Source organism: Microcoleus sp. S28C3, from assembly GCF_036700785.1.
Taxonomy (GTDB): domain Bacteria; phylum Cyanobacteriota; class Cyanobacteriia; order Cyanobacteriales; family Microcoleaceae; genus Microcoleus; species Microcoleus asticus.
The window spans coordinates 37,336-61,297 of the sequence record NZ_JAUBPO010000036.1; the positions used below are offsets into that span (position 1 = coordinate 37,336).

15 protein-coding genes are annotated in these 23,962 nt (G+C 45.6%); 8 read left to right on the forward strand and 7 right to left on the reverse strand.

Going from position 1 to position 23,962, the window contains the following annotated elements; all coding sequences use genetic code 11:
- Nucleotides 1-60: 60 nt before the first annotated feature.
- Nucleotides 61-612 (forward strand): DUF3124 domain-containing protein, encoded by a 552-nt coding sequence (locus QUA13_RS13200; protein WP_333199040.1) that lies wholly within the window; start codon nucleotides 61-63, stop codon nucleotides 610-612.
- A gap of 199 nt (nucleotides 613-811) precedes the next feature.
- Here the strand turns inward: QUA13_RS13200 and QUA13_RS13205 are convergent, their stop codons facing one another.
- From QUA13_RS13205 to QUA13_RS13235, 7 genes are all read right to left on the reverse strand, one after another.
- Nucleotides 812-2,092: a glycosyltransferase family 4 protein gene (locus QUA13_RS13205; RefSeq protein WP_172186806.1), complete on the reverse strand. Its 1,281-nt coding sequence runs from the start codon at nucleotides 2,090-2,092 to the stop codon at nucleotides 812-814.
- Nucleotides 2,093-2,208: 116 nt separating this feature from the next.
- The gene (locus QUA13_RS13210) at nucleotides 2,209-2,937 is read right to left on the reverse strand and encodes a class I SAM-dependent methyltransferase (RefSeq protein ID WP_333199043.1); all 729 of its coding nucleotides are present in this window, start codon (nucleotides 2,935-2,937) and stop codon (nucleotides 2,209-2,211) included.
- A gap of 138 nt (nucleotides 2,938-3,075) precedes the next feature.
- On the reverse strand, nucleotides 3,076-8,415 hold the full coding sequence (locus tag QUA13_RS13215) for a glycosyltransferase (RefSeq protein ID WP_333199045.1): 5,340 nt from the start codon (nucleotides 8,413-8,415) through the stop codon (nucleotides 3,076-3,078).
- A 46-nt stretch (nucleotides 8,416-8,461) separates the two neighbouring features.
- The gene (locus QUA13_RS13220; RefSeq protein ID WP_333199047.1) at nucleotides 8,462-9,982 is read right to left on the reverse strand and encodes a methyltransferase; all 1,521 of its coding nucleotides are present in this window, start codon (nucleotides 9,980-9,982) and stop codon (nucleotides 8,462-8,464) included.
- Between the two features lie 15 nt (nucleotides 9,983-9,997).
- A complete protein-coding gene (locus QUA13_RS13225; protein ID WP_333186456.1) occupies nucleotides 9,998-11,410 on the reverse strand; it encodes an ABC transporter ATP-binding protein in 1,413 nt (470 codons plus the stop codon).
- 186 nt (nucleotides 11,411-11,596) lie between these two features.
- Nucleotides 11,597-12,445, reverse strand: a complete 849-nt coding sequence (locus tag QUA13_RS13230; RefSeq protein ID WP_333199049.1) for an ABC transporter permease — start codon at nucleotides 12,443-12,445, stop codon at nucleotides 11,597-11,599.
- A gap of 147 nt (nucleotides 12,446-12,592) precedes the next feature.
- Complete coding sequence (locus tag QUA13_RS13235) at nucleotides 12,593-13,132, reverse strand: hypothetical protein (RefSeq protein WP_333199051.1); 540 nt, start codon at nucleotides 13,130-13,132, stop codon at nucleotides 12,593-12,595.
- Nucleotides 13,133-13,203: 71 nt separating this feature from the next.
- On the opposite strand from QUA13_RS13235, the gene ruvB reads away from it, so the two are divergent.
- From ruvB to QUA13_RS13270, 7 genes are all read left to right on the forward strand, one after another.
- Nucleotides 13,204-14,292, forward strand: a complete 1,089-nt coding sequence (ruvB, locus tag QUA13_RS13240; protein WP_333199053.1) for a Holliday junction branch migration DNA helicase RuvB — start codon at nucleotides 13,204-13,206, stop codon at nucleotides 14,290-14,292.
- A 12-nt stretch (nucleotides 14,293-14,304) separates the two neighbouring features.
- Nucleotides 14,305-14,868 carry a Uma2 family endonuclease gene (locus tag QUA13_RS13245; RefSeq protein ID WP_333199056.1) on the forward strand — a complete coding sequence of 188 codons (564 nt, stop codon included), beginning with the start codon at nucleotides 14,305-14,307 and terminating at the stop codon, nucleotides 14,866-14,868.
- Between the two features lie 303 nt (nucleotides 14,869-15,171).
- Nucleotides 15,172-16,926, forward strand: a complete 1,755-nt coding sequence (gene recN, locus QUA13_RS13250) for a DNA repair protein RecN (protein WP_333199058.1) — start codon at nucleotides 15,172-15,174, stop codon at nucleotides 16,924-16,926.
- Nucleotides 16,927-17,734: 808 nt separating this feature from the next.
- Nucleotides 17,735-20,947 carry a GAF domain-containing protein gene (locus tag QUA13_RS13255; protein ID WP_333199060.1) on the forward strand — a complete coding sequence of 1,071 codons (3,213 nt, stop codon included), beginning with the start codon at nucleotides 17,735-17,737 and terminating at the stop codon, nucleotides 20,945-20,947.
- A gap of 457 nt (nucleotides 20,948-21,404) precedes the next feature.
- On the forward strand, nucleotides 21,405-21,953 hold the full coding sequence (locus QUA13_RS13260; protein WP_333199062.1) for an inorganic pyrophosphatase: 549 nt from the start codon (nucleotides 21,405-21,407) through the stop codon (nucleotides 21,951-21,953).
- Between the two features lie 159 nt (nucleotides 21,954-22,112).
- The gene (locus tag QUA13_RS13265; RefSeq protein ID WP_333199063.1) at nucleotides 22,113-23,423 is read left to right on the forward strand and encodes a serine/threonine-protein kinase; all 1,311 of its coding nucleotides are present in this window, start codon (nucleotides 22,113-22,115) and stop codon (nucleotides 23,421-23,423) included.
- Between the two features lie 168 nt (nucleotides 23,424-23,591).
- A complete protein-coding gene (locus tag QUA13_RS13270) occupies nucleotides 23,592-23,924 on the forward strand; it encodes a hypothetical protein (RefSeq protein WP_333199065.1) in 333 nt (110 codons plus the stop codon).
- Nucleotides 23,925-23,962: the final 38 nt, after the last annotated feature.

Consider the following 23,962-nt stretch of genomic DNA (forward strand, 5'->3'; position numbering starts at 1 on the left):
GAATGTGCACTCTGCTTTAGACGTAACTGCAATGTATGTGGTGTATTTGGATGAATGCCGATGAAGCTGAAACATGATTTCTGGGTTGGTTGGGCGATCGCCGCGATCGTCATTACCTCTTGTTCTGAGCAAACTACCTCACAAAGGCAACAACCTGATATAAAACGTGAAACCTCACTGCGATCGGTCACGTTAGATAAAACAAAAGTTGTGATGGGACAAACCGTATATGTCCCTATTTACTCGCATATTTATCACTACAATAGCCAGGATGATGTGATGGAGTTGTCAGCCACGCTCAGTATTCGCAATACGGATCTGACAAATTCGATTATTATCACTTCTGTGCGTTACTACGATACCGATGGGCAATTGATTAGGCAGGATATTAAGAGTCCTGTAGAACTCAAGCCGCTTGCTTCCACACACTTTTTCATTGCAGCCAATGATACAAGTGGAGGCTCAGGTGCAAACTTTATTGTGGAGTGGGTTGCAGAAAAAACGGTTTATGAGCCTGTCATTGAAGCTGTCATGATCAGTACCTCTTTTTCTCAGGGCATTTCATTTGTTAGTCCCGCTAAAGTTCTCAAGCAACACAGGATGCAGAAGTGATTTTAGAGGATTAAATTATTGCTCTAGAAGGTAGTTTCCGAGTACCCTAGAAGGGATTGACGGACTGCTGTCAAAATATTTAATTTGGCAACTAAAACGTCCAGATGTTCTGATGTTTATTGTCTAGTTGATGTTCCTGTGCGGTGTAGTCGCACAGGAACGCTTGTGACATGGGCTTTAGTCCTGACCAACTTTATTGCTACATTCTCACTGCAAAAGAGGCTGCTAATTCTCGTTCTGGTTGCATACCAACTGTAGGCGGCATGGAACGATTGGCTACTTGCTCGATCAGTTGTAAATGTTGCGGTAGCATTTTAGCTAAACTATATCGTTCTAATGCCGTTTGACGGGCTTTGACGCGAATTTCTGCCATGCGGGTAGGATGGTCTAAAACTTCATCAATGCGATCGGCTACTTGTTTCGGCGAGAAGTAATCGACTAGCAAACCGTTTTCTCCGTCGCGGATCACTTCTCTCACCGGCCCGGTGTCGGAACCGATTACTAAACATCCTGTGGATAGAGATTCAATCATTGACCAAGATAGTACAAAAGGTCTGGTCAAATAAACGTGTACGTCGGATGCTTGAATTACTTTTAAATACAGTCCGTAAGGTAGGGGCCCGACAAAGTGAACTCGCGACAAATCTAGCGGCACTTTTTTGAGCATATGGTCTTTGTAAGACTCGCCGTTGGGTAAAGAACGCCCGTAACAAACTCTTTCTGAACCTACAATTACAACGTGACAGTTGGGGCGGCGTTCTTGCAAATAGGCGATCGACTCAATAAACTCTGGAAAGCCGCGGTAAGGTTCCATTCCGCGAGATACGTAGGTGACAATTTCATCAACGCCGGACAAGTCTAAGTTAGGCAAAACCAGTTTAGCACCAGGGTCGGGTTTGAAGTAATCGGTATCTACGCCGTCGTGGAGTACGGACAATTTCTTTTGTAATTCGGGCGGAAATTGCGATCGCTGCCAATAAGTGGGCGATAAACCCCAATCGCAAGAGTATAAATCGATCAGAATCGGCGCATTTTTAATTCTAATTCGAGCCATGTCGTCAACTGTTAAAGGTTCCGCAGGGTCAAAGTCTGCGTCGGAACCAATCGCATGATAAAACCACTCGAAATAACACAAAAGAGGCGTATTTGGAAAAGCTTCTTTGACAAACAATGTCGGCCCCCAACCGGAATGTCCGCAGATAATATCGGGTACAAAACCGTCGGCTTTGAGTTGTTCTGCCATTCTAAATACGGCTTGTCCGTAGATGACGGCACTTTCTAAAGGGCGGACGTATTGGTGAGTCTGCGGGTGGGGTTCGCGGCTGGGTGTAAATGCTGCTTTGCGAACGCCGGGAATGTTCCATTCGGGACGCTCGTTTTTAGTGCCGAAAACTATTTGATTTTTCGGATCTGCGCCTAAAGCCGTGATAATGTGGCGGTATTGGGCGGGGAAGTTGGGATGGAGAAATAATGCTTTCATTGTCAGTTGTCTGTTGACTGTTGACTGTTGTTAGTTGACTGTTGACTGTTGACTGTTGACTGTTGTCTGTTGTTAGTTGAAATAAAATATTTTGATGCGGCTAAAAAGCTTTGGTTTTATTCATTGGGTGTTGGTGCTTTGCAGATCCAGACGCAATCTCGCGGTACGGAAGATGTATTTTTCAGGATGATTTGATAGTTTAAATGGTTGAGAAATTTTTCCATAATTGTATCAGTCATAACTGAAAATGCTGTGCCGTCTCTGTGCCATAGCAAGTTTTTGTCCCACTCGCCGGCGAATTTTTGCCACCCTAATTCGCTAAAAATATTTGTGTGGTGAAACACGCAAAATCGATCGCCCCGCAGCAGTTTGGGAATTCGAGTCAGGTAGTTGAATATATCTACCGGCTCTACGTGTACCATTGTATCGTAACAAAAGCAGACATCGGCTGAACCTGGAGCGATGCCGTCTAATGTTAAACCGTCGAGTTTGACGTAAGAAACGCGATCGTCTCCCAAGCGCGATCGGGCGGCTTGCAACATTTGACTGGAAATGTCGGCACAAATTAGTCGATCGCAATATTTCAGCAGCAGCGAACCTGTTTTTCCGCCGCCGATACCAATTTCTAAAACCCTATGTTCTTTTTTGATGTACGGCGCAATAAATTGCTGTTCTATCAGCGCCTCGTATTCGGCTAAGGAATTAGCGGCACCGGCAGCTTTACCTATCCATTCGTCGCCAATATGGGCAAGTTCGGCATTAGTTTTTTGCCACTGTTGGGCGTAACTGTCCCATGCCCTTTCATAATCTACTCTTGGGCGATCGGTCATTTTTTCATCGTTCATTTTTGATTATTTTATAGTATTGATGGCTCAATTTTCAATATGTTCCGCAAGTCTGGGCAAATTATATCAAATCCTGCCCAAAGTCTACGAGTTGATTTACTGCGCTTGGCTGGGCGGGACGCTGACATTGTAAGATGACTAATGACTGCTGAAATATGCTTCGCAGAAAATATCTGCATAAGCTTGAGTCATTTCCTCAAAAGTATTAAGTGAATCCAAGACATATTTAGCGTTTTCTGCTAACTGCTGCCGCAATGATTTATCATCCAATAAACTAATCAAAGCTGCAACTAATTCGTCCGGGCAATCGGGCGTATAAAACAAACCGTTAATTCCTGGTCTCACTTGTTCTTTAATCCCAAAAACCGGCGATGTAACAATTGGCAAATCGCAGGCCATCGCCTCCAAAATCACTCTCGGAAAACTTTCGACGCGAGAAGTGCAAACAAAAATATCAGCAGCTTTGTAATATTTTCCCGTCTCCCCAGTTTCCGGGACTACTGTCACCCTTTGCCGCAACTCTTCCGGCAATTCCCCCACCAACTCGGCTAATTTATTGCTGTAAATACTCGGGCGATCGCCCACAATAAAACACCTAATTTTACTGTGCCATTTGTCAGGCAAAAGTGAAAGTGCCTTAACTAAATCCTGCTGTCCTTTGCGTTCGCATACCGTTCCCAGCAGCAAAATTACCACATCTTCCGCTGCAACACCTAAACTTTTTCTCGCCAATTCAGAATTCTCCGAATTTTTCAGTTTGCTCAAATCTAAGCCGTTGTGAATTACGGTAAAATTGTGGTGGCTGTTGAGAGGCAAATATCTGTCCCGCGTTGCATCTGCCACAAAAATCACCTTGTAAGGAAAGCGAAAACACTCTAAAGCTCTCGCTGCAATCTCCGAACCAAACCTGTTAAAATAAGTTTGCCAAGGTTCGCTTTCGTGCACGTTCCACACCGCCGGAATTCCGATTAGCCGCGCCGCATCAACTACAAAAAAGTTTTCTAAAGTATTGGCATAAATTGCATCTACTTTTAAACTTGCAATTTCTGTGCTAAAACTGCGGATGGCTTCATCATAAGCATCGCGCTGGTAGATGTGTTCGAGAGGATTGTCGCGCACAATTACTTCAATTCCCTGCTGTTCGTAAGCTTGACGCAGGGGCCCCTCTGTTGTGCAAAGTACGATCGGCTCGATCGCACCCTCAGCCGCCAATTTCACCGCGATTTCGTACTGATGCAGCGGCGCACCCGTGAAATCCAGCGAGTTGCTGCACATCAAAACTCTGATAGGATTTACAAAATTATTTACTGATATCAAAGAACCAAAATTACCAAATTTTAGTTCTTGCTTCTCCCCTGCATCCGTTACAGAATCCGTGACCAAACTTTCTTGTTCCTTAATAAAAAACCGTCGGGGTTGAATATGAAAATACTCATCTTCTAAAGACAAGTGAGGACTGTAAAAACTGTCATTTTTTCCGGCATACTTGCGTCTAAAAGCCGCCACTTCTTGAGGATTGTCGGTAAAACCCCTAGAAGTTCCCTCTTTGTGCAACAACTCCGCATCTGGACAATATACGCACCGATAACCCAGTTCTAACAGTCGGTATCCGTAATCTGCATCATTGTAAGCAACAGCAAAATTCTCCTCATCAAAACCGCCCAATTCTAAGAACAATTGACGCGGAGTAATCGTGCAAGCCGCTGTTACCGCAGAATAATTTCGCGTTACCATCGCTTGAGAAAGATAGCCTCGATTTTCGCTGTTCATGAGCTTAAAAGCGTGACCGGCCAAACCGTGATGCAGCCCGTGAATTATGCCCGCGTGCTGAATTCTTCCGTCGGGATATAAAAGCCTCGCGCCAACTGCACCGACAGCGGGAATTTGAGCGTATCCCACCATTTGACTAAGCCAGCGCGGGTTAATTACTTCAGTATCGTTGTTCAAAAACAATACATATTCGCTATCAACTTGTTCGGCAGCGCGGTTGTTAATTGCTGCAAAACTAAACTTGCCGTCAGGATTTTTTATCCGCAAAACTTGGCAACTTAATTCCTTTAAATATTCCAGAGTTTTCGGGTCGTCGCTTTCGTTATCGATGACGGCAACTTGATAATTTTTATATGTTGTAGTTTCTAGAGAATCCAGACAGGCTTTCAGCAATTTGAGCTGATTTTTAGTAGGAATAATTACCGTTACTGACGGGCCGTTATCCGGGAAATCCTGGGCAAATATGCCCAAATTTTCTTTAATCGCCCATGCGTGCTGAGCGACATTGCCGTTAATTTTTCGGCGGTTTAGTGCGTCTTGAATGGCTTTTTGACCTGCGGCAAAACTGGCGGGTTTTGCAGCCCCAGATATGGCTGTAGAACCGGGTGCGGTTCGCCAGTGATACAGCACTAGCGGGAGGTGCGCGACGTGGCGAGAAATTTCGGTTGCTCTCAAGGCAAAATCGTAATCTTGCGAGCCTTCCAAACCTAGTCGCAAACCGCCTATTTGTTCAAAAATGTGTTTTTTAACGGCGCACAAATGACCGAGATACATATAGGAAAGCAGCAGTTCCGGCGACCATTCCGGTTTGAATTGCGGGGCGAACCGGCGACCTTTGGTGTCGATTTTGTCGTCGTCTGAGTAGAGAAAATCGGTGGCTGGATGCGCGGCAAAATATAAGGCGACTTCGCCTAATGCGTCGGGAGTTAGTTCGTCGTCGTTGTCTAAAAACAGGATGATGTCGCCTGTTGCGAGGGCGGCGGCGCTGTTGGTTGCTGCGCTGATGTTGCCGTTTTCTGTACGAAATGTGATGCGGATACGATCGTCCTTTTGGGCCCAGTTTTTCAAATTTTCAGAAACAGTGAATTCGGTGCTGCAATCGTCGGCAATGCAGAGTTCCCAATTTGGATAAACTTGATTGAGCACGCTAGCGATCGCACTTTCGAGAAAATCTATCTGCGGATTGTAAACTGGCATCACCACCGAGATTTTTGGCAGCGGTTCCCGGCAGGATTTTAACCTAGAAATCAAATAATTGCGCGCGCGATCGTTCCACTGATTCACTTCCAGCCATGCGTCGTACCTATCAATAGGTTTAGGCACCACAAAACCCGCAGGCGGCAGCAAATCTCCCGGGGAAATTAACTGTTTTTGCTGTCGGTAAATCTTCCCGAACTGGCGAATCACCCTGACAATTTCCCAAGGCATCGGCACAATTCTGCCGAGACGCTGTTTTCTCTCCCTCGCCCGCTGGCGGATTGCCTCTATCAAATTCGACAACTCCTCAAATTTATCCGCACTTCGCTGCCAGATATGGTAGCGGCGCACGGTCAATTTTTTTGGCGCTTGAAAATACAAAATTTCCCCGCTTTCTAACTCAGCTTGCAGAGAAACGTGCCATTCACCAGCCGGCAAATCGACAAGGGCCTCAAAGCCGCTTTCCGAACTGTTAACCCAGTCGGGAAACACTTCGCCGACATCTTTTCGCCGCAAACCGTAGGCGCACTCTACAGAAGTATCGCCGCATAAAAGGCTTAATTTAGCAATTTTGCGATCGTGGTGACAGCACCAACCTGCAAACAAAATTTGACCCTGACGCTGTTCCCAGACCACTGGTACATCTAACGATGCTTGAATCGTTGAAACTAACAGCGGATAAGCTGCCAAAAGATGCCATTTACCTCGCTCGTCTTGTGCTTCCAGCAGCACTTCGTGCCGTCCGGCAGGCGCTTGCAATTCAATTGTAAAACCAGATTTATTCGCCGTCGGAATATTACAATATGCTAGGGCTATATCGCTTCTTTCTATGCCGTAAACACCCGCGAAACTCTTGTCTTCAACTCGGGCGCGAACTGCTGTAATCTCTCTTTTTTTGTGAAAAACCCAGCCCGCAATTAGCAGATTGGAATCGCAAACTTGCCAAGTAGTGGGTTGATCTAAGGAAAAAATAAATTTAGGGAACAAGTCGCGGATTCTGTGCTGAACTTCCGACCATTTTTCTCTGAGTTTCCACCATCTAGAAGACTTAATTTTAGCAAGTTCTGTTCGGAAGTTTTCATTCTCCTGGCGGGATTGTTCTAAATTTTCCTGAGTATCCTTTAATTTTTCCTGACTTTGACTTTGTGCTGTTTCTAACTGAAGTAATTCAGCTAACTTTTGCTGCAATATAAATTCAGTCTCTTCAAATTGTACCTGAGTTTGCCCTAATTCAGCTTCTAATTCTAATACTTTGGCTAAAGCTTCTTGAAATTGCGATTCTTTGCCTGCAAACTGTACCTGAGTTTGTCCTAATTCTGTTTCTAATCCGAGCAGTTTTGCTAAAGCTTCTTGAAATTGTGATTCTTTGCCTGCAAGCTGTACCTGAGTTTGCCCTAATTCAGCTTCTAATTGTAATATTTTTGTTAAAGCTTCTTGAAATTGCGATTCTTTGCCTGCAAGCTGTACTTGAGTTTGTCCTAATTCTGTTTCTAATCCGAGCAGTTTCGCTAAAGCTTCTTGAAAATTTGATTCTTGGCCTGCAAGCTGTACTTGAGTTGCTCCTAATTCTGTCTCTAATCCCAACACTTTCGCCTGGGCATGGTGAAATTGTTCTTGCCACTGTTTGACTTCGGAATTGCTGTTTTTTTGCTGTTTTTCCAGCAAGCGGATTTTCAACCAATCTTCAAATGGCCAGACTGGAGATGCTGGGAAATGAATAACTCGATCGATCGCGAATTTCGATTCGCTGCTGAGATTGCCAGCTTGGGTTTCCAAAAGTTCATATAGTTCTAAGGCTTCGGGAAAATATTTTTCTATTAAACTCGGTCTGTGACTTTTGACAATATCGTTGACTAATAAAGATTCTTCAAAGTTGTCGCCCGGTATCGCACCTAAGTTAACATGAAAATTTTCGTTTATTCGCTCGATGAAAAGTTCGGGAGTGTTGCCGATCGGGTAAACGTTTGCTAGCAGACAGCGATCGGGAAAACGTTCGTAAAGTTCTAAAACTTTTTGATTGTAGTGAACCCACATTTTTACTGCCATTTCGGGATTTTGCAGCAAGCTGACATCGGTTCCCCGGCGGTAAAGGGAATCGACTACTTCCCAGGGCGATCGATAAACACAGATAAAATTAGCTTCTGGGAGCAAAGTCAGCCAAAAATCCAAAAAAAGAGTTGTTCGCGGGTCTTTCCAACCCCAATGTTTGTGAGTTTGTTGATTTTGGTCGATCGCGCGTTTGGCGATTTCCACGTATTCTGCTGCTACCGGAATCGTTTTTTCAAACGTACAGCCTAGTTCATCAATACCGTGCGATCGCAAAACACTTTTGTGAAACTCCACAAAATCAACATTCTCGAAATGACCTTTCACATTTCCGTCGGCCGGGCCCACTAACTTTTTGCCAATATCAACCCCGACTTCCTGAAACAAAGAAGCTGTTAAAGACGTACCGGAACGGTGCATTCCGGTAACAATAAAAACCGACGGTTTGGTGTCATTTGTACTCACAATTTCTCTCCCTCGCCCTAATTCCCACACCAATTTTACTCGATCGCTAGTCTCCCGCTAAGCCGAGCGACCGCCTGACTTGAAACCAGGCGGTTCTCACCTTCCAGAACTTGCTGCTTTCCATTGCCAAAACTCGACTGTTCGCTTGCTCTAGTTTTTCCTTGAGATTAATTAGCTGATTTTGAGTTTGTTCCAACTGCATTTGGACAGATATTAACTGATTTTGAGTTTGCTCCAACTGCGTGTGAGCTGAAATTAATTGACTTTGAGTTTCTTGCAAATTCGTTTGAGATTCTTCCAACTGCGTTTGAGTAATCATTAACTTACTTTGACTTTGCTCCCATTCTATTTGAGCCGAAGCTAACTGAGTCTCCATTAGTTGGATTTTAGTCTGAGTAGACCCCAAAAGAGACTGCGATTGCCTTTGGCTCAGCAGCGATTTCACAGTGCAAGTTTCCATAATCCACTCCGCACCGTAGTTATTGATTGCTTTAACTATTAACACATCCTGTGGCGTCACAGTGTTTTTCGGTAAATAACAGCGCCAACCAGACTGCAAAGCAGCATCTGTTTTAAAGTATCCAGCCACATCCGACCTATTGTAAAAAGGCTCGCATTTCTCTACTAATTCGCCGTTGACCAGCACTTGCACCTCCTCAATGCGGCCCTCCTCGTTCACATCGGCAGCCCACCCTTCCAGATACAAATTATCCTTATTAGTTAAAGCAGCAACATCAACATATCCTTCCGGGTGGTGACTGAATTTCAAACTAGAAAATTCTCTATTCAGTTGATTTGTAACCACATACAAATCCTGAAACCTGCATATGCCTTTTTCAATTCGATGCACAAATGCTTTGCCACCACTAACTTTATCGACAATTTCTCTAACAAACTTTTCCGTTACATAAGTTGTGCCGTATTCTTCCTTATCTAAAGACTGACTTTCGCTATCTGCGCTAAACAGAATTCCTTTTGCCGGCATTTCTATGCTAGATTCCAGCAGACTCTCATCGTGAACACTGAACATCAAAATCCCGTCTTGAGTCAACAAATCGTACAAATTTTGCACCCAACTCGTAAAAGTTCTTTCCGGCATATGGCTGAAAAAAGAATTAGCCAGAATGCAGTCAAACTTTCGGTCAATTAAATAATTTTCTGGTTTTCCCGTCGAGACAATACCGCTGACGCCAAAGTATTCAGTTTGAAACTTGACCGCGTTAGCATAAATATCAGAAACCCAAATTTTTTCCGGCGGCATTTCCTGAATCAAAAACCGGGTAAATCGACCGTAACCGCAGGCAAAATCTAGAAAAGACGGTACATTTTCAAAACTCCCAAAATGCCAATCCACAACTTGTTTAACGGTATCCAGGATGCGACGCCCGATCGCATAATAGCGCACGAAAGCCCGATCGCGATCGTCTTTGACATTGCTCAAGCTGAACAAATACATTTCATCGTCTTCGCAAATATTCTGTTTAAAATCTTCGGGAAACTTAGCTTGCTCTCGAATAAATGCTTTGATTACGGGATTTTCTACTAAATCTAAATTGATATTGCTCATGGTTTTCACAGAATTTTAGATTACCTCGGTTGACGGCTCTTTCACCAGAGAATCAGGATTAACAACAGTTAAACACGGTTCGATCAGCAAGTCAACGATGCCGTTACCGCACGACTCAGTACAAGACTGAACTCTAAACATCGCCACATCAACGCAGCGATCCAGATAAGTTAAATCCCCATCAACCGTTCCCACAACCCCAGCATTCAGAAAATAAACCCCGGGATTCAGCAAACATTTAAACTGAAACTTCACCACAATTGTCGTTCCCGCTTCCACATACCGAACTGACTGAGTAGAACCCTTCAAAGAAGCACCCGCCAACTCAAAACCGCTAATCGTTTTAATCAACATTCCAAACCTAACTTTGGAAGTTGACCGCGAGAAAGTGACAGAGTAAGTGTAAATATAATCTTGACGACCGATCAAGTGATTTACCACATTTCCCTTCAGCGTCTCGATGCGGGGGTTGATAATTTCCGCTCCGCGAGACGGATACCTCACAGTATTCGACGGTATCATCCCCGGATCGTAAAATTCATCATAATATTCCTTAGGTTTGGAGAGATGTTGCTCGGGTTTAACTTCTTTCTTTGTGCTTTCTAAATTAGCATCCTGAAGTTTCTCTTGACTTTCCTGTTTTGTCAGTTGGTTCAGGGTCCGAATATCTGACTTCAACCCGAGAACCTTATCCGGATCGGCATAAATCAGCTTTTGATACTTAGAAATTACCACCTTCGGAGTGTGAGCCAGCAGTAATTCACCGCTATCCATTAAAATCGCCGACGTACAAAGTTGCACCACAGAAGTAGCAGCATGAGAAACAAATAAAATCGTTCCGCCACCTTCCTGAATGCTTTGCAAGCGGGCAAAACACTTTCGTTGAAAAGCTTCGTCGCCCACCGAAAGCGCCTCATCAACTACCAAAATATCCGGCTCGACGCTAGTCGCAACGGCAAAAGCTAGCCTGACAAACATACCGCTAGAATAAGTTTTGACTGGCTGTTCGATGAAATCCCCAATATCAGCAAAGGCAGCTATATCGTCAAACTTTGCTTCAGTTTCTTTTTGATTGAATCCGAGTAATTGAGCGTTAAAAAACACATTTTGCCGCCCGGTAAATTCCGGGTTAAACCCGCTTCCGAGTTCCAACAAAGCGGAGACTCGCCCTTTAACATCCACGCTTCCTGCGGTAGGGGTCAGCGTCCCCACAATTATTTGCAGGAGAGTGCTTTTTCCGGAACCGTTGCGACCGACGATTCCCAAAGTTTGTCCTTGAGGAATTTCTAGATTGATATCGTGCAGCGCCCAAAATTCGTCAGCGAGTTTTTTACTGGGGTAAATAATTTCCTTTAAGCGGTCTCCTGGACGATCGTACCGCTTAAAGCATTTGGAAACATTTTTTAGTGAAATTACATTTTCTGTCATTGGCGGCAGTCAATCGATTTTAGATTTTAGATTTTAGATTTTAGATTGACTTGAAATCTTAAACAAATTTACAGCACAATCGATTTTAGATTTTAGATTTTAGATTTTAGATTGACTGTAGATATAAAACAAATTTACAGCACGCTCGATTTTAGATTTTAGATGGATTTTCGCTCTCAAACAAATTTACAGCACGTCAGCAAAAGCGGGACGCAAACGCCGGTAAACCGCCAAACCTCCACAAAATATAGCAGCAGAAATCAGGGTGGCGACACCCCATTCGCCCCAGTGCTTAACTTCTCCAAGCAGTATGAGGTCTCGATAAACCTCGGAGATGGCGGCCATTGGATTTAGCCAAAATATCCACGCTCGCCACTCTTGGGGGATTACTGATGCTGGGTAGACGATCGGCGTCAAATAAAACCAAAAATTTAGAATAACACCTAATGTCTGAGGAATGTCTCGCAAAAACACTGTCAAGCCCGCTGTCAAATATCCCAAACCCGCTGTCAGCAGCAACTGAGGAACCCAAACCAGCGGTAGCAAGCATAAAGTAGCGTTGAGCTTTTGCGAGGACACTACCACTATGACAATCAAAGCTGCTAAACCCAGAGAACTTTCAATAAAAGCTGTAAAAATCGGTACTAACGGCAGCAAACCGAGGGGAAATACCACTTTTTTCACTAAATTCGGCTGCCCCACCACCGATACTCCCGATTTGATCAAACCGCTGGTGAAGGCACTCCAAGGCAACAAACCTGCAAACAGCCAGACTCCAAATGTAATGTCGCTGTTTTCCGGGAAGCCTGCAAGGCTGAGTTTTACCTTGAGGACGATCGAAAATACGTATGTGTAAATCACCAATTGCGATAGCTGATTCAGCAGCGGCCACAAATTGCCCAGAATCGAGCCTTTGTATTGAGCTTCCAAGTCCCGGCGCACCAATGTTGCCAGCAGATTCAGCTTCGCCCAGCGCTGGCTACTTCCGGGCAGCCTGCCGCCCACCCTTCGGGCTTTTTGGGCAACTCCTTTCACCGTTCTATGCAATTTTTTCGCCCTCGTTCACTACCTTCACACCTAAATCAACTCAAGCTACAATTGTGCAGCTTTTGCTAAACCGCAATTATTCCACAGCCCCGTCGCTTTGAGCAACCATCTGTCACTCTGGCGAAGGATGTTATTTTAGCCGATCGCCGATCGAACTGCCGAACCGATCGCTAGTTTTTGCTCGTTGTCGTAGCCCCACCGCTGGAAAAATTCTCCGTACTCGCCGTTGGCACTCTGCAAACTTTCTAGCATTTGCGACGCTATAGTTTGACAGGCGGGCATTTGCAGGATTTGAATTAAATTGCGCGATCGCTCCTGCACTCTAGCAGAACCGGCCGCCATTTTCTCCTTTTGCTGGCGCGAGTGATGCACGACCATTGCCGCCGACATCGCCAAATTTTTCACCAGCAGTTCTGCTACGATCTCAGGAGCCGATCGCAGCGCCTCGACTACTCCGGGTGACGGTCGATCTGCCTCCTGTCGATCGTCCGTTAGATAGGTGACAAAAAAACCCCTAGCGCCGTTCTGTGTTTTCACCAGAGATCTAACAGCTTGCTCGATGTCGGCCTCTGAAACTCGATTGTCCTCAATCAACGACAGTAAAGATTCAGTCAGATCGATCGCCCCCTCAAAAGTTATGCTTTCCGATGCTAATAAAGAAGATGGAATACTCATCACGAACTCAATAATTGTAAAGATTCTGCTAACAATTGTAAACAATTCCCGCTGCCCGATCGCAAATAAATATGGCTATTATCTCCTCCAAACAACAGCCCCCCGACCCAAATCTACCCGAAGACATAGCTCCAACCCGTCGCAAAAAAGCCGTCAAACCCCAGACGGAATCTTTGCTAGAATCGCAAGAACTACCCGACGAAATCAACAGCAAACAAGACGACAAAATCCGACCCCAGCGGTTAGCTGAATACATCGGGCAAAAAGACTTGAGAGAAGTTTTGGCGATCGCAATTGCAGCGGCAAAATCTCGCGGCGAACCGATGGATCACCTGTTACTCTACGGGCCTCCAGGGTTGGGAAAAACCACAATGTCGCTAATTTTAGCAGCAGAAATGGAAGTTGAATGCAAAATCACCACTGCCCCCGCTTTAGAAAAACCGCGAGATATTGTTGGATTGTTGATCAACCTCAAAGCAGGCGACGTGCTGTTTATCGACGAAATTCACCGTTTATCTAAAGTTACAGAAGAAATCCTCTATCCGGCGATGGAAGACTGCCGCTTAGATATTACGATCGGGCAAGGAAAAACCGCAAAAATCCGCAGCATACCTCTGAAACCGTTTACTTTGGTAGGAGCAACAACCAAAGTCGGTTCTCTAACATCTCCATTGCGCGATCGCTTCGGCTTGATCCAAAGATTGCGCTACTACGAAATAGACGAACTCAGTCTCATTGTCCAAAGAACCGCCCAAGTTCTCGACACTCAAATTACCCCAGAAGGAGCCACAGAAATTGCCCGCCGAGCTCGCGGAACCCCCCGGATCGCTAACCGCTTGCTGCGGCGAGTTAGAGACTACAGCGAAGTCAAAAATTTAAAGCCAATTGATGCCGAAGTTGCCTCACTCGCCTTGGAATTATTCAACGTCGATCCGCTAGGTTTAGATTGGACAGATCGGCGGATTTTGACAGCAATGATTGAGAATTTTAACGGCGGCCCAGTGGGCTTAGAAACCCTCGCAGCTTCTACAGGAGAAGACACTCAAACCATTGAGGATGTATACGAACCTTATTTAATGCAAATCGGATTTTTGCAGCGGACAAGTCGCGGAAGGATGGTAACGGTTGCTGCTAGAAAACACTTGGGTTTTATTGAATAGAAGGAGTAGAAAATGGTACAGATACAAACAAAAACACTACCTTTGTCAGAGTTTCTCAAACTACCAGAAACAGAACCAGCTAGCGAATATATCAACGGTGAAATCATCCAAAAACCAATACCACAAGGAAAACATAGCAGGATTCAAGGTGAATTAGTCCCAGCCATCAATGTCTTAGTTAAAAAGCCGAAAATTGCCTTAGCTTTTCCCGAATTGCGGTGTACTTTTGACGGCAGATCGATCGTGCCAGATGTCACAGTATTTACTTGGGACAGAATACCTGTTGATGAAAATGGGGATGTTGCTAATGTATTTGAAACTTACCCAGATTGGACAATTGAAATTCTCTCTCCAGGCCAGAGTCAATCTAAAGTAACTGGGAATATTTTACACTGTCTGAAAAACGGCACTAAAATGGGTTGGCTGATCGATCCGATGGTGCGATCGATATTAATTTATCCCCCTGAAAAGCAACCGGAAATTTTAGCAAAACCCGAAGAATTGTTGCCGGTTCCAGATTGGGCAGCAGAATTGCGGCTGACAGTAGGAGATTTGTTTGGATGGTTGAAACTATAGCAGAAGTCAATCGATTTTAGATTTTAGATTTTAGATTTTAGATTTTAGAATCGACCCCACGGATGAATCCGGGGGCGAGCACAAGATGATTCGGAGCTTTTTTTCTACCTCCACGGATGAATCCGGGGGCCCGGACCTAATTACTTTCGGTCAGTTGACAGTTGACAGTTGTTATTTGTTATTGGGTACCAATAATTTTTCCGGCTGTGCCTCCAATTACCAATTACTAATTCCAATTACAATTACACATTACCAATTACTAATTCCAATTACGCATTACAAATTACAAATTACAAATTCCCCATGTTGCTATACCTCAGAATAGAAAACTTTGCCTTAATTGACTGCCTGGATCTAGAATTTGGCCCGAGTTTGAACGTATTTACAGGCGAAACTGGCGCCGGTAAATCGATTATCCTAGATGCGATCGATGCAGTGTTGGGCGGCAAGGTCGATCGCCGATCGATTCGCACCGGAGCAACGCGGGCAATATTGGAAGCTACCTTTGAACTGGACAAAGCCGCAGCTTTGTGGCTGGGCGAGCAAGAAATCGAACCCATAGACGGAAATTTAGCCGTTTGCAGCCGGGAAATTAACGCATCTAGCGGGGCTCTGCGCACCAGATCGCGCTTGAACGGAATTCTGGTCAACCGCCAGTTAATGGACCAATTGCGCGATCGGCTTGTGGAAATGACAGCCCAAGGCCAAACCGTCCACCTCGGACAAGAAACCCTCCAGCGAGAATGGCTCGATTTATACGGCGGCCAAAGGCTCGCTGAAGCGCGATCGACAATCGGCTCCGCGTGGCTCTCAGCCAGCAGCGCCAAAACAGCCCTCAAACGCAGGCGTCAGTCGGAACAGCAGCGGCTGCAAAGACTTGATTTGTTAGAATACCAAGTCCGAGAACTCGGCGAAGCCCACATCGAAGATGCCGACGAACTCGAACAGCTAGAACAAGAATCAATCCGGCTGGGCCACGTCGTGGAATTGCAGCAGCAAAGTTACCAAGTCCACCAAGCCCTGTACCAAAACGAGGGCGACAGCGCATCAGCCGCCGACTTGTTGAGCAAAGCGGAAGTAATTTTAAGCGACATGGCCGTTTACGATGTGCAGTTGCAACCAATCCTAGAAATGGTCAGCGATGCTTTAGCTCAAGCCACAGAAGCCAGCAGGCAAATTAGCAGCTACGGCGAACAATTAGAAGCAGATCCCGAAAGACTCGAAGAAGTAGAAGATCGGATTCGCGAACTCAAACAAATTTGCCGCAAATACGGGCCGCTCAAAGAAGCGATCGCCTACTACCAAAGCATTCAAAACGAACTAAACGAACTTTTAGAAGGAGGCGACTCAATGGAAGCCTTAGAACTCGCATATCAGACCGCTTTAGAGCAATTAAAAGACGCTTGCAGCCACCTCACTACCCTGCGGCGCGAAGCAGCCCTCAAACTAGAAACGCACCTCGTAGGAGAACTTAAGCCGTTAGCAATGGAAAAAGTGCAATTTCAAGTCGAGATCTCGCCTTCTACCCCAACCGCTAGCGGTGCCGACCAAATCGCCTTTTGTTTCAGTCCCAATCCGGGCGAACCCCTGCAACCCCTGGGCGCGATCGCCTCCGGGGGAGAAATGAGCCGCTTTTTGCTCGCCGTCAAAGCCTGTTTTTCTCAAATAGAAAGCGCTGGTACGCTGATTTTTGACGAAATCGACGCCGGAGTCTCCGGGAGAGTCGCCGGCGCGATCGCCAAAAAACTCTACCAACTTTCCGACAAACACCAAGTTCTCTGCGTCACGCACCAGCCGCTGATCGCGGCGATGGCTGATTTTCATTTTCGCGTCAACAAACAGACGATCGAAGCAGAGCCGAGTATCGGCGAACCCGCAGCCAATTCCGAACCATTGGAACGCACAGTAGTCAGAGTTGCCGCCCTCAACAGCGAGCAGCGGCGCGAAGAACTCGCCCAACTCGCCAGCGGCCGCTCAGCAACAGAAGCGATCGCCTTCGCCGAATCCCTGCTTGTCGAAGCCGCCGGACTGCGCCAAACTCAGTGGGCAAAACCCTGAAAACACAACAATTGTTTGCGCACCGCCAGTCGAAAATAGTCCACTCCGCCTTCGGAGTCTCCAAAACCGATTGTCTTAAATCTTTATTGAGGGTTGAAAAAAGTATGGGAGTAAAAAAACCCGGTTTATGCGTCCAAGACGGGAAAAAAAGCTGCAACGGAAACCGATGATCGAACGGGGTCAAACTCAGTTTTTCATACCCTTACCCGACCCTCCAGCCGATCGGGGGGCCAAAAGGCGGAGTTTTTCCGAGCCGGAGGTTACACTAAAAATGGCAACAGCAAGTTTTACAAAAAAAAAGCTGAAAGGCCCGTGAGTTTAGTCACGGGACGAGAGCTAAGAGCAGCAAAATTGAGAGAAATTCTAGTTAAAAACCACAATTGTGTACAGAAGGGCACACATCACTAGCAACTGGTGGTGTCACAATTGCAGCTAGTCCCACAATGCCATCCCTCTTTCAGCAGTCCTCCCTGCAGTACGCATTCATGTTATTGCGGGCGATCGGCTCTTAGACCTGCCGAACCTACTTAAACCAGGCACGCACAATGTCAAAATCAGTTAATAAATCATTTAAACAGGATTCGCATTCTCTAAAAAGAGTGCAGCAATGCCACAGCAGCATTACCGTCGCACCAGGAGTTCACTAGCCATCCCAACTGAATTGCCCTTGCCCTGTGGTCGGAGTTCTGTAAACTGGGAAATACTTTCACACATACTTGAGTTTTGTGCGACAGGTGACTCCCTAATGAACTTGCCCGCTCTCCTAGCTTAGAGACTAACCCTTACGCTTAAGATTCTGTAAAGGTCTATGACATCTGCATCTCCCAATCTGCCAGCTATGGAAAACAACATGACAATGACAGTAGAGGCCACTGTTGTCAGTGAAAAGGATGATTTTACTCCTGTAACTGAAAATCATCAGGAACAGCATTCTCATTATCCCTCTAGTAATAATCAAATCGTCAAAAGCCAAGGAAACTTCTCCAGTTTCCTCGCACCCCTAAACAAAGATAGTTTTAAAGGAGTCGCCAGGGAAGTTGAGGAAAAACTGAGGGTTGTCAATCAAACGCTGGGAATGCTCGACAATATCCTTGACAGCCAGGGATTTGACGCCATTCTTAACGAAATGTTGCAGTCGATTACCCTCAAAACCGGGGAATTGCTAAATGCCGCTCGCAGCACGATATATTTATTAGACGACGAAAAAAATGAACTCTGGGCGATCGTTGCTAAAGACGAAAATGGCAACAACCTAGAGTTCCGATTTCCCTCCCATGTGGGCATTGCGGGAGAAGTAGCCACAGAGAAAAAAGTGGTGAACATTCCTTATGATTTTTATAACGACCCCCGATCGGCTAACGCCAAAAAAACTGACGAAAGAACAGGATATCGCACTTATACAATGCTGGCGATGCCCCTGATCAACGAAGAAACAGGAGAGTTAGTAGCAGTCGTTCAACTGATTAATAAACTCAAGCCCAACCACGAACATTATGGTACTTTAGAATCACAGATTGACAAGGCAGGATTTACTCAAGAAGACGAACAAGTTTTTCGAGAATTTGCCCCGTCGATTCGCCTAATTCTAGAGTCTTCTAAATCTTTTTACGCAGCAACTCAAAGACAACGTGCGGCGACAGCGCTGATGAACGCCGTCAACGCTCTTTCTCAGAGCAGTTTAGACTTAGAAGATACCCTAAAGCGGGTGATGGATCAGGCCCAAGAACTGATGAACGCCGATCGCAGCACCCTGTGGCTAATTGACGAAGATAGAAATCAACTGTGGACAAAAATCCCGATCGCAGGTCAACTTCAAGAAATTCGCATACCCAGAACAGCCGGTTTCGCAGGCATCGTCGCCCAATCCAGTGCACCGCTGCTGATTCCCTTCGACGTGTACGACGATCCCCGCGCTGCAATTTCCAAAGAAGTGGATCAAAAGTCGGGGTATCGCACTTGCAGTATGCTGTGTATGCCGGTGTTTAACTCCAACCACAAATTGATTGGTGTCACCCAATTAGTTAATAAAAAACGACAAGGAGATTTTCCGCCCTACAACCCGGAAGATTGGCCGCACGCCCCCGATCAGTGGAAAGCGAGTTTCAATCGCAACGACCTGGAATTTATGAAGGCGTTTAACATCCAAGCAGGAGTCGCCCTGCAAAACGCCAAACTGTTTGCAGAAGTCAAACAGCAAGAACAAAGACAAAAAGATATGCTGCACGCATTGACTAACGGCGTGATTTCTACCGATAAAAAAGGTAATATAGTAGCGACAAATCCCAGTGCCAAAAAATTACTGGGTGTCAGCGATGCAGAATTAGCCGAAGGTCAATCTGTGCGCGAGTTAATTAAGTTAGAAAAAGGCGATTTTGCCAAATGGTTCGATGCGTCTTTGTCCCCCGAAGACGATAACGACCGCCAGCAGTATTACCCCGATCAAGTTTTGCTCTCCTTTAAAGGAGAATCGCAGAGTATCAATCTCTCGATTAACTCAATGACCGACGCTACCGACTCCAGCAAGGTCAACGGCGCATTAGTTGTCATGGAAGATATTAGCAGCGCCAAGCAAGTCAAAAACTTGATGTACCGTTACATGACCCCAGAAGTAGCCGAAGCTTTGTTAGCTTCAGGGGATACTGGATTGGGCGGCAAGCGCAAAAACGTTTCGGTGCTGTTCTCAGACATTCGCAGCTATACCACACTTACGGAAAAATTGCAAGCCGAAGAAGTGGTAGTGATGCTCAATAAATATTTTGAAGTGATGGTAGATGTCGTATTCGAGTACGGAGGGACTCTCGACAAATACATCGGCGACGCTCTAATGGCTGTTTTTGGCTCTCCAGCACCCCTAGAGGATCATGCTTGGTGCGCGATGCAAACGGCAGTGAAAATGCGGGCAAAACTGGCAGAGTTCAATCAAGAGCGTATGGCACATGGCGAACTGCCGATCGGCATCGGTATGGGCGTACATTCCGATGAAGTTGTCAGCGGCAACATCGGTAGTAGCAAACGCATGGAATTGACTTCGATCGGAGACGGCGTAAACCTCGCCTCTCGCTTAGAAGGCGCCAGCAAGCAGTACGGCACCGACTTGATCATCAGCGACAATACTTACAGAGATTATGCCGATCGGCTGTACGTGCGAGAACTCGACTTTATTACTGTCAAAGGCAAAAGCGAACCCGTAATCGTTTACGAACTCGTCGGCATCCGCGAGGGATACTCGCCAGTGGGCAAGTCACTAACCGAAAAACAGCAAAAAATTATAGAACATTACACCAAGGGGCGCGAACATTACAAAACTCCAGTCACCCAAAGACTATCAGAAAGTGAGGTGAAAAACATCTTAGATAATGTCGCCGCAATGCCGGAGGCAGAGATTAAGAACCTCTCCTACAATTTAGATCAACAGTTGGAAGACGAACTCAAGAACCTGTTACATCAACTGAAAAAGCTGTCAGAATACGATCCAAAAAACCTGTCCGAAGCAGACCAACTCATTGTGCTGCTACAGTCAGAAATCCAACTGCTGAGATTGGAAGGCATCAAAAACCTCTCGGAAGAGGAAGCCAAAATGCTGCTGCAAGCAAAAATCAAGCCGCTATCAGCAGAGGAGATTAAATACTTGCAAGAAGGCGAAGTCAAAAAGCTGTTGGAAGCAGACATCTTAGAACCATCAAATCCCAAAATCAAGAAGCTGAAACCTGCAGAGATCAGGCGGCTATTGCAGGCTAAAATTAAAAGTCGGGCCTCCGAGACAGTTGCAGAAATGTTAGATGAGAAATTTGAAAATCTGGGACTCGATCGGGTGAAAAAACTACTGAGCGAGTTTAAGAAAGCCTTAGAACCCAAAGCCAAGCAAGCCTTTAAAGACGCTGAAGGCGAATTTAACGCCGTTCTGGAAGTTGACTCGAAAAACAAGGCAGCTAAATTGCACGTCGATCGCTGTATGTTATTTCAGCATGGTTTTTCAGACGTACTCAACTGGGATGGGGTCTGGAATCTTACAGAAAAATAACAGTGGCCCACAGCAAATGCTGGCGGTGGCGCCAGGGTTCCGGGGGGGCGGGGGCAATCGCGATCGGGGTGCGCCTCCCATCCGACCACCCATTAACCTTAATATCCAATTGAGATTAATTGTAAAGAAGCTCCAACAGGTATTATGGTTAGATAACCGGATTTGAACTCGCAAGCCAGATGCCTGTGTTTCGCCCTACCTGTTTCGTTCGCACTACCTACTGCAACAAACTTAGCACTTCTAGTATTTGAAGCGCTTAAAAATAGTTAAGACTTGCGGCAGCGTTAGCCGGTTTCTGAGAAAAATCTTGGAGAAAGGCGACGAAACATCCGATCGAAAACCGGGTTTCTCACCCCGCCCGCGTAAGTCTTAATAGCGTTAGCGGCTCCTAAAAAGAGCTTCCTTCGCAGATAGTCAATGTTCTAGTCTTAGATATAGAAAATCACTAGCGTCAGTTATGAATAATTGGAATTCGCAATCAGGAGATGTTGAGTGGGTAGATCATGTTTACCAACTATTGCTGGAGATTGCTCGGAGCTCCCTGTCAGATATCCCCAGAATCCCGGAAAATCTCACTGTTAAGGCCATCCCTCTGATCCAGAAGGTACAAAGCATTCAACAAAGACCTGACGGGCAAGTGTTCAAATCAGGTTCCTTTTCAGTAAACGATCGCGAATGGGTCGATCGAGTCTGCCAACTATTGGTAGAACTAACCAGCGCGTCTTTGTCCGCACAGCCAAAAATGCCGGAAAACCTTGCAGGCAGAGCTTTAGCCCTCGCCGATCGAGCACAAAAAATTAAAGAAGACATCGAAGAAAATGCAGCCGAAACCCCAGCAGATGAAGATGAAAATTCCTTACAGTCTCCAGACGCGCTGCTTTCCCTATTGCACCACAGTTTGAAAACTCAGCGCGCCAAAAGTTACAACCCGGATGCCCCCGAATGGCAGCAAGTATTGAGCCTGCTCGACGTAGTGCAGTCAATTTACAAGCAAATCGAAAATTAAATTCAAGCTTAAATCAGGCGCGTCTTTATTGTGCGAGATCGCTGGCTCTTAAAGGCGGTTGCCCTTTGACATAAAAATTTTTTGCCGCAGCCCGAACATTTCCGATTATTGCCTTTTAGTCAACTAAACTAGGTTTAATCGGTTCTAGGGCAAGAGAACATGAGCGGACAAAACATCGGCGATTTGTCAAAAGAAATATTAGCCGATCGCTATCAGTGCGATCGGCGGCTCGGCAAGCAAGCAGGAAGGCAAACCTTACTCGCCCGCGACTTAAAAACGCAACAGCAAGTAGTCGTCAAACTCCTCTCATTCAGCAGCGACTTTAACTGGGAAGACTTAAAACTGTTTGAGCGAGAAGTCGAAACCTTAAAATCCCTATCCCATGTCGCAATTCCCCGATATTTAGACTCCTTTGAAATCGACACTCCCAACCGCAAAGGATTCGCCCTAGTTCAGACTTACATCGAAGCCAAATCCCTACAAGAATATCTCTCAGACGGCCGCACCTTCAGCGAAAGCGAAGTCAAACAATTAGCCACAGCATTATTAGACATCCTCGCCTACCTGCACCAGCGACAGCCCCCCGTCATTCACCGCGACATTAAACCCAGCAATATTTTACTCAAAAATCGATCGGGCAACAGCGTCGGCGAAGTCTACCTAGTGGATTTCGGTGCAGTTCAAACCCTAGCAACCCAACAAGGAAAAACAGTCACCGTTGTCGGAACCTACGGCTATATGCCGCCCGAACAATTTGGCGGGAGGGCAGTCCCCGCTTCCGACTTGTACGGCTTGGGAGCAACATTAATCGCCTTAATTACCAATCAGCATCCTGCGGACTTGCCGCAGAAAGATTTGCAGCTCGAATTCGAGCAATTCACCAAATTAAGTCCCGGTTTTACCAATTGGCTGAAGTGGATGACGCATCCCAGTTTAGAACGCCGTCCCGCCTTAGTCCAAATCGCAAAAGAAGTTCTCGAAAAACCACAGACAATAAATAAATATTCCCTACCATTGAAACAGGGAAAAACCGTGAATACCTTTAGCTTGTTCTGGAATGCGATCGGGCGCAGCATTGGGACAGGATGTCTAGCTGTAGGAGCTTGTGCAGCAATTTACAGCACCTTTTTCTTTTCGGCACTGATGACGATAATTGTCCAAGGAATCCTGGGCATTTTTCTCGGCTTGCTGCTGGGGTTGGGGAACGGAATAATCGTAGCAATTGTGACCCGATTGTGTTTTTTCCCCCTAACTAATCCCAAACTTCACCGACAGGTTTTAAATGGAATTAGTATCGTACTCTGTACTTTGGTAAGCCTCGACTTCCTTCCGAAGACTTCGCTGCCGTATTACTCAAGTTCAAGTTATTATTATATTTTGGTGCTTGCACCGTCGCTAATTGCAGGACTATCTATGGGGGAAAGTAGCAAGTATTTTGCCCGCTGGTATCAAAGAAAAAGTGGAGTCTAAAATTTATATAAAGTAGGTTGGGTAGAGCGATAGCGAAACCCAAAACTTTATTTTAAATAAAAAAGCGAAACCCAAAACTTTATTTTAAATGAAAACTTGAGTTTCGTGACCTCAAACCAACGTACATAATTTTGGCTTGCACTCAAGTTAACATTAAGGTAAAAAAAAATGATTGCGAAAGTATTAGCAGAACGCTATGAAGTGCAGGGGCAACTGGGAAAACAAACAGGTCGCCAAACGCTGCTGGCTCGTGATTTGCAAACTCAAGAATTAGTTGTCATCAAACAGCTATTCCTTGGTAACGATTTTGAATGGCAAGACCTCAACCTATTTGAACGGGAAGCGGAAACTTTAAAAAAACTCGATCATCCAGCAATTCCTCGCTACCTCGACTACCTGGAAATTGACGAACCAGACAGTAAAGGATTTGCCCTGATACAGACTTATGTAGAGGGAAAAACTGGCTCTTCTGGAGTCAAGGTGATAAGCAAAACTAATTAGAAAAGCAAGCTAATAGCCTCGCCCGAAAGTTATCAAAG

Coding starts and splice junctions, on each gene's coding strand:
- QUA13_RS13200 (WP_333199040.1), top strand. CDS start 61: ATGAAGCTGAAACATGATTTCTGGGTTGGTTGGGCGATCGCCGCGATC.
- QUA13_RS13205 (WP_172186806.1), bottom strand. CDS start 2,092: ATGAAAGCATTATTTCTCCATCCCAACTTCCCCGCCCAATACCGCCAC.
- QUA13_RS13210 (WP_333199043.1), bottom strand. CDS start 2,937: ATGAACGATGAAAAAATGACCGATCGCCCAAGAGTAGATTATGAAAGG.
- QUA13_RS13220 (WP_333199047.1), bottom strand. CDS start 9,982: ATGAGCAATATCAATTTAGATTTAGTAGAAAATCCCGTAATCAAAGCA.
- QUA13_RS13225 (WP_333186456.1), bottom strand. CDS start 11,410: ATGACAGAAAATGTAATTTCACTAAAAAATGTTTCCAAATGCTTTAAG.
- QUA13_RS13235 (WP_333199051.1), bottom strand. CDS start 13,132: ATGAGTATTCCATCTTCTTTATTAGCATCGGAAAGCATAACTTTTGAG.
- ruvB (WP_333199053.1), top strand. CDS start 13,204: ATGGCTATTATCTCCTCCAAACAACAGCCCCCCGACCCAAATCTACCC.
- QUA13_RS13245 (WP_333199056.1), top strand. CDS start 14,305: ATGGTACAGATACAAACAAAAACACTACCTTTGTCAGAGTTTCTCAAA.
- recN (WP_333199058.1), top strand. CDS start 15,172: ATGTTGCTATACCTCAGAATAGAAAACTTTGCCTTAATTGACTGCCTG.
- QUA13_RS13255 (WP_333199060.1), top strand. CDS start 17,735: ATGACATCTGCATCTCCCAATCTGCCAGCTATGGAAAACAACATGACA.
- QUA13_RS13260 (WP_333199062.1), top strand. CDS start 21,405: ATGAATAATTGGAATTCGCAATCAGGAGATGTTGAGTGGGTAGATCAT.
- QUA13_RS13265 (WP_333199063.1), top strand. CDS start 22,113: ATGAGCGGACAAAACATCGGCGATTTGTCAAAAGAAATATTAGCCGAT.
- QUA13_RS13270 (WP_333199065.1), top strand. CDS start 23,592: ATGATTGCGAAAGTATTAGCAGAACGCTATGAAGTGCAGGGGCAACTG.